The 6,805-nt window shown below is 35.0% G+C and carries 6 protein-coding genes; 3 read left to right on the top strand and 3 right to left on the bottom strand.

All coding sequences use genetic code 11. The features are described from left to right. Nucleotides 1-221: 221 nt before the first annotated feature. From V7014_RS02935 to V7014_RS02945, 3 genes are all read right to left on the bottom strand, one after another. A complete protein-coding gene (locus tag V7014_RS02935) occupies nucleotides 222-1,064 on the bottom strand; it encodes a DegV family protein (RefSeq protein WP_335504003.1) in 843 nt (280 codons plus the stop codon). Between the two features lie 222 nt (nucleotides 1,065-1,286). Further along, on the bottom strand, nucleotides 1,287-1,970 hold the full coding sequence (locus tag V7014_RS02940; RefSeq protein ID WP_335504005.1) for a response regulator transcription factor: 684 nt from the start codon (nucleotides 1,968-1,970) through the stop codon (nucleotides 1,287-1,289). 77 nt (nucleotides 1,971-2,047) lie between these two features. After that, a complete protein-coding gene (locus tag V7014_RS02945) occupies nucleotides 2,048-3,196 on the bottom strand; it encodes a sensor histidine kinase (protein WP_335504007.1) in 1,149 nt (382 codons plus the stop codon). A gap of 549 nt (nucleotides 3,197-3,745) precedes the next feature. Between V7014_RS02945 and V7014_RS02950 the strand changes: the two genes are divergently transcribed. The 3 genes from V7014_RS02950 (at nucleotide 3,746) to V7014_RS02960 (ending at nucleotide 6,706) form a co-directional block, all read left to right on the top strand. Continuing rightward, nucleotides 3,746-4,384 carry a YigZ family protein gene (locus V7014_RS02950; protein WP_335504008.1) on the top strand — a complete coding sequence of 213 codons (639 nt, stop codon included), beginning with the start codon at nucleotides 3,746-3,748 and terminating at the stop codon, nucleotides 4,382-4,384. Between the two features lie 51 nt (nucleotides 4,385-4,435). After that, on the top strand, nucleotides 4,436-5,407 hold the full coding sequence (locus V7014_RS02955; protein WP_335504010.1) for an LCP family protein: 972 nt from the start codon (nucleotides 4,436-4,438) through the stop codon (nucleotides 5,405-5,407). 237 nt (nucleotides 5,408-5,644) lie between these two features. Beyond that, complete coding sequence (locus V7014_RS02960; RefSeq protein ID WP_335504012.1) at nucleotides 5,645-6,706, top strand: LCP family protein; 1,062 nt, start codon at nucleotides 5,645-5,647, stop codon at nucleotides 6,704-6,706. Nucleotides 6,707-6,805: the final 99 nt, after the last annotated feature.

A 6,805-nucleotide genomic window follows, 5' to 3' on the forward strand; every position in this document is an offset into this window, starting at 1 on the left:
TGATAAACGCCTCCTTTTATGTTTGATTGTTATTTCGACAAAAAAGGAATCATTCCTTTTTCATATACATGAAATTTCATCTTTTCCCAAAAGCGCCAAAGGAAGGCATTTTCAACATATTCAGCAAGCATAACAAATTTCTCGTAACCTATAACGAAGGGTTAAAGCAAAAAAGGGCGTTCGAAAGTGATTTTCAATCAATTTCGAACAGCCCCACTTTATTATTTCTTATACCAACCTATTCCCATAGCACCTTCACCTAAGTGAGTACCTATAACAGGTCCGAAATAGCTAATATCAAATTCAACATTTGGATATTTAGCCGCTAATTCTTCTTTCAGTTCTATTGCTTCTTCTTCTCGACAAGCGTGAATGACAACAGCTTCCATAGGAACTCCTGTTTTTGCATCTTCCTCGAAAAGGTCAATGATTCTTTTAAGAGCTTTTTTACGTGTTCTAATTTTTTCAAAAGGTACGATTACCTTTTCTTGAAAGTGAAGAACTGGCTTTACTTGTAGTAAGCTTCCAATTAGAGCTTGCGCACTGCTTAGGCGTCCGCCACGTTGAAGATTCGATAAATCATCAACCATGAAGTAAGCTCTAACTGACTTCTTAATTTCCTCAAGTCGCTCCATGATGCGTTCAGGCGCTTCACCATTTTGTGCCATTCTTGCCGCTTCCAATACGTAAAACCCTTGAATTCTACAACTGATTTCAGAATCGAAGCAATGAACATCGATTCCTTCCACCATTTCTCCTGCAGATACAGCACCTTGGAATGTGCCACTTATACCACTTGATAAATGTATACAGATAACTGCATCATATTCTTTAGTTAATTCTTCAAATGTTTGTACAAACATTCCTACTGAAGGTTGTGATGTTGTAGGTAACTTATCTTCTTTTTTGATTTCCTCAAAGAACTCATTTGCTGTTATGTCAATTTCTTCTCTATAAGATTCTGTTCCAAAGACTACACTTAACGGAATCATATGTATGTTAAGTTTGTCGCGCAACGTTTTCGGGATATACGCTGTACTATCCGTAACAACTGCCGTTTTCATAAAATAGTACCTACCTTATAAGATAATTTCTTCTTTCGAATCATATTAACCATTTTATATGATATTGCATAAATTTGCATTAAAATGTTAGTTTACTGTATTTTTAGTTATTAATTTGTTTACATTATCTACTTATTAATTGCATTTTACTCATTTCGTTTCCATTGAATAAGGCAAAAAAAAGAGATGCAACTGTATCATCGCATCCCTTATCACTAATCTTTATTTAACTTCAACCCAGCCGTTCTTAATAGCTAGAACAACGGCTTGTGTACGGTCGTTTACATTCATTTTTTGTAAAATATTACTTACATGGTTTTTAACCGTTTTCTCAGAAATAAATAATGTTTCACCAATTGTACGATTGCTTTGACCATCCGCTAATAATTGTAGAACTTCACATTCTCTTCTTGTTAACAAGTGTAAAGGTCTTCTTATTTCTGTTGCATTGGAAGCTGCACTTTCACCAAATGAATCCGATGCTAGTCTTCTATATTCTTTCACTAAATTATGCGTTACACGAGGGTGTAAATAAGAACCACCATCAGCTACTACTTTGACAGCTTGAATTAATGCATCTGAATCCATTTCTTTTAGTAAATAACCGCTTGCTCCTGTTTTCAAAGCGTGTTGTACATAGTTTTCATCATCATGTATAGATAAAATGATTACTTTCGTGTTAGGAAATTGACGCACTAACTGTTTCGTAGCTTCTACTCCATTTAATTGTGGCATATTTATATCCATAATAACCACATCCGGACTGTATGTTTCTACTAAGCCAACTGCTTCGTTACCATCGTCACCCTCAGCAACTACCTCAAACGTAGATTCAAATTCTAAAATCCTTTTGACACCTTCGCGAAATAGTTGATGATCGTCAATTATAATGATGCTTGTAGTCAACTGCTTCCCCTCCCTAATTCTAGTTCAACTTAATTTTTATAATCCTGTAAGGTTTATTGACTGTTTTTCTTCTACTCCTATTGCATAATAGGGAGATTAATCATAATAAGCGTACCACTACCCACACTAGAATCAATGGTAATTTCACCATTTAAGAGCTCTACTCTCTCCTTCATTCCCAGAAGGCCAAAGGATCCATCTTTTGTTTCTTTAGGGTTAAACCCTTTACCATTATCCTTTATGACAGCGATGACATTTGTTTGCTTAATCTCGATTTTTACTTGAACGAGTAATGCCTCTGCATGCTTAAGTGCATTTTGTACAGACTCCTGAATTAAGCGAAATAATGCTACTTCTAGTTTAGTTGGTAAGCGTAGGTCTTGTCTAATGGTAACAAGATCAATTTTTGTCGTTTTCGTGTAATCTTCAATTGTACGTAAATATTTACGCAGTGTGGGTACTAAACCTAAGTCATCTAATGCCATAGGTCGTAAATCGTAAATAATTCTTCTCACTTCATATAAAGCACTATGTACCATTTTTCGTAAATCTCGAATTTCAGCAAGCGCTTCTTCCACTCCACGTTCGCGAAAGATTCGTTCAATTAAATCAGATCGCATCATCACGTTAGCCATCATTTGAGCGGGACCATCATGAATTTCTCTCGATAGGCGTTTACGCTCTTCCTCTTGTGCTTCAATAATTTTGAAACCGAATTCTTGATGTCGTTTAGCGTCGTTAAGCATATCTCCTACCTTAACTAAATCACTAGTTAAGAAGTTAAAAACAATACTTACTTGGGAAACTAAAAATTCGGCACGTTCAATAGTTTCTTTCAAACCGATGAGTCGACGAGCTAAATCATCACGACGAGTGCGAAGTTCCTTTTCCTTCTGTCTTGTTGAGTGTAATTCTAGTTGAAAAGAGCTTGCGACATCATATACTTGTTCTACATATTCTTCAGAAAAATTAGTAAAATTGCTCTTTACTTCTGCTAAACGATTACGTGCAAGCCGATCTTTTATTTCTAGTGCATCTCCCTTTTCAATCGTTTGTAAAACAAGTTTCTTTAAAATTTCAAGCTCTTTGGCAATAGAATAGAATTCTTTTCGACTCTGTTCTCCGATTTTATAAATCTCGTCTTTACTATTCCCTACTGTTTCAACCATTTTTTCTACAATTTGATCTAAATCCGCAATATTCATATTGTTTTTGTTGGTGGTCATTGGGACTCCTCCATATTAACCAAACTTATTTCTCAAGTGATGTGTAATGCAGAGTTTTGTAATACCTTAATAAGTCCCATAAAGTAAATAAAACTGTTGATTCGTTCATGTAGTTTTATTTTACTTCATTTTTTGTTCCCTTTATTTGTTGCACTAAATCGAAATTCATGGTCTTTTTATCCTTGGCGATATGTACAATCTCACATCACTTCTTATATTATAAAGAAATCTTTTATATGCATATACGTCTATTAACCTAATTATTAACAATTTCGCAAATAAATGATAATATATTGCACTAATTTCTCACTTTAACGCAATAACACTATCATGGTAGTTTTTATTATAGCACTCTATTGGGACAATAGTATTAAAATTTGATTACATCTTCTTGTTATTTCGATATAATAAAGAACCATTTTCCATTTCACAAGCATAAAATGAATAATTGCCCGTAAATAATAAGAAGATTATAATAAAAGAGTTGAATATTTAATTTTAATAATTATATTTACATATGAAAGATTGCTTAGGTCAGGGAGGTAAAGAATGCTTCAAGAATATCTTACTGTTAAAGGATATGGTGAACACGAAATCGACATCAAGAAATCACGCTTTATAGCCTATGTCGATCGTGTCACCACTGAAGAGGAGGCTCAAGCCTTTATCCAAAAAATAAAGAAAAAACATTGGGATGCAACCCATAACTGTTCAGCATACATGATTGGTGAACATGATCAAATTCAAAAAGCGAATGATGATGGAGAACCAAGTGGAACAGCAGGTGTCCCCATGCTAGAAGTTCTAAAGAAAAAAGGGTTAAAAGACACAGTAGTCGTTGTTACTAGATATTTTGGAGGTATTAAACTTGGTGGTGGCGGATTAATTCGCGCCTATGGCAAATCTACTTCAGAAGGTTTAAACGCAACTGGTATTGTAAATAGAAAATTAATGCGTGTTATGCACACAACCGTTGACTATACATGGTTAGGCAAACTCGAAAATGAATTACGCTCGTCCCACTTTGGCTTGAAAGAGATTAATTACCTTGATAAGGTTGAAATCTCTACATTTGTTGAAGAACCTCAGAAGGAGCAATTTTCTTCTTGGATGATTGAATTAACAAATGGTCAATGTGAAATACGTGAAGGAGAGCAAGTATATCACGAAGAACTGATTGAAACTTAATTGCTTGTTCAAACGTCTATATCTTTACACAATCCATAAGGAGAAAACATAATGGAAAAGACTCGAAGTAAAAAAGTAAGAAGGAAAAAGAAAAGATGGAGAAAAGTTCTTCTTTTCTTTATGATTTTATTGCTTGCGTTAGGCGGTTGTGCTGCTTACATCGTTTACGAAGCTACAAAAGCTGCAAATAATTCGTACAACGAGCTTTCTCGTGGCGAAAAATCGAAATTGCGAGATGAAGCTGTTCGGTTTGGAAAGGAACCGGCTTCTATTCTTTTGTTAGGTGTAGAAGATTATGCATCTGGTGGAAAAGGCGGACGAGCAGACTCAATTATGGTCGCTACATTCAATCCTGATTCTAAATCAATGAAGCTAATGAGTATCCCTCGAGATACAAAGGTTTACATTCCAAGTAAAGATCAATATGCAAAAATAAATTCTTCCTATAATGATGGTAAAGATTCAACCATTGAAACAGTAGAAGAGTTCCTTGATATTCCAATTGATTTCTATGCAACCGTGAACTTCGAAGGGTTCAAAAGCATCATTGATGAAATCGGTGGAGTAACAGTAGATGTACCATTTGATTTCTGGGAGTACACGGACACATACCCACGTGAAAAGATATACTATGAAGAAGGTAAACAAACATTAAACGGTGAAGAAGCACTAGGCTATGCTAGAATGCGTAAGCGTGACCCTAACGGAGATTTCGGTCGAGCTGATCGACAAAAAGAAATTGTAAAAGCATCATTTGATGCACTCATTAAGCCACAAAACCTTTTAAAAATTGACGACATTGCAAGCCATGTAGGAGACAATGTAGAAACTAACTTGAAGGTAACAGACCTTCTTGCCTTTACTACAAAATTCAAAAGCTTCTCTTCTAAAGATATTCAAACATTGACATTAGAAGGCGAAGGTGACAGATCAAGCGGCGCATGGTATTTCGTCGCTGATGAAACCGAATTAGAAAAAACAAAACAAGAACTTCAAGACCATTTAAATTACAAAAAAAAATAAGTCAAAAACGTCTCATAATGAGGCGTTTTTTTGCCACTATCACAAAAGTAAATATCTGGATTTTAAATTTCTTATAAGTTTCTTTTTCATTACGAATGTTACACATAGAACAAAATAATTAAACAATATGGTAAACTACCAAAATAAATTATTATTTTACGAGCTCATAAAAAGAAGGTAAAATGAAATTTAGTGTACTTGTTTTTCATGATACAGATTACAAAGGAGAACAACTCGATGCATGAGAACCGTAAGATTTATATCGTTACGAAGAAGAAAAAAAGTCGAAAAAAACTAGCCATTCTGATCTTAACGCCGATATTAGTTCTAATGTTGGCCGGAGTTGGCTATGTAGCTAGCCTATATAATAAAGCAGAAGAAGTTGCTAATAATTCGTATGAATCAATAGATGGAACAGATCAAAACATTGCAGAACTATCCAACGAAGTTGAAAATGCTTCTATATTAATCATCGGTGTAGATGATAGTAACACCCGTAACTTTAATGAAGCTACACGCTCAGATGCGCTAATGCTAGCGACATTTAATAAAAAAGATAAGTCCGTTAAACTATTAAGCATACCTCGTGATTCTTATGTGTATGTTCCAGAGAAAGGCGACTATACAAAAATTAATCACGCTTATGCTCTGAACGGCGCAAAAAGCACAGTTGAAACAGTTGAAAATTTATTAGATATCCCTATTGATTATTATGTTCGAGTAAACTTCTATGCATTCATCGATATCGTTGATGCATTAGGCGGTATTGAAGTGAATGTACCCTATGAAATGTATGAAAAAGACTCAGAAGATCGTCATAACGCCATCCATTTAGAAGAAGGACGACAAACACTTAATGGTGAAGAAGCTCTAGCTTTCGCTCGTACACGTAAGCAAGATACGGATATGCTAAGAGGCCAACGTCAACAAGAAGTGGTCGAAGCTGTCGTTTCAAAAGCTACATCAGCATCCTCTCTAACAAAATATACAGATGTCTTAGAAGCCGTTGGCGATAACATGAAAACGAATATGACTTTCAGCCAAATGAAGGCTTACATGTCATTTGCCTTAACGAATAAAGGATTAGAAATTGAACCTATTCAACTAAAAGGTGAAGATGAGTACATCGATGATATTTATTACTACAAGCTTGATGAAGAAGCTTTAGAAGATACAAAAGATAGCCTAAAATCTCACTTAGAAGGAACAAGTACTGCTTCCTCTTCAGACCTGGCTCAAGAGCAACAGGAAAATAATGATACACAAACTTCAGATGATGAAGATGCACAAGGCTTATAATACAAAGGTGTCCATATATTGGACACCTTTTTTGTTTTTGGCTTGATTGTTTGATTCTCTGCTCATATTTTTGTCTCTCCGCTCATATATTAGGTTCTC

This window comes from Bacillus sp. JJ722 (assembly GCF_036963345.1).
Lineage (GTDB): Bacteria > Bacillota > Bacilli > Bacillales > DSM-1321 > Bacillus_AD.

Coding starts and splice junctions, on each gene's coding strand:
- V7014_RS02945 (WP_335504007.1), bottom strand. CDS start 3,196: ATGACCACCAACAAAAACAATATGAATATTGCGGATTTAGATCAAATT.
- V7014_RS02955 (WP_335504010.1), top strand. CDS start 4,436: ATGGAAAAGACTCGAAGTAAAAAAGTAAGAAGGAAAAAGAAAAGATGG.
- V7014_RS02960 (WP_335504012.1), top strand. CDS start 5,645: ATGCATGAGAACCGTAAGATTTATATCGTTACGAAGAAGAAAAAAAGT.
- V7014_RS02935 (WP_335504003.1), bottom strand. CDS start 1,064: ATGAAAACGGCAGTTGTTACGGATAGTACAGCGTATATCCCGAAAACG.
- V7014_RS02950 (WP_335504008.1), top strand. CDS start 3,746: ATGCTTCAAGAATATCTTACTGTTAAAGGATATGGTGAACACGAAATC.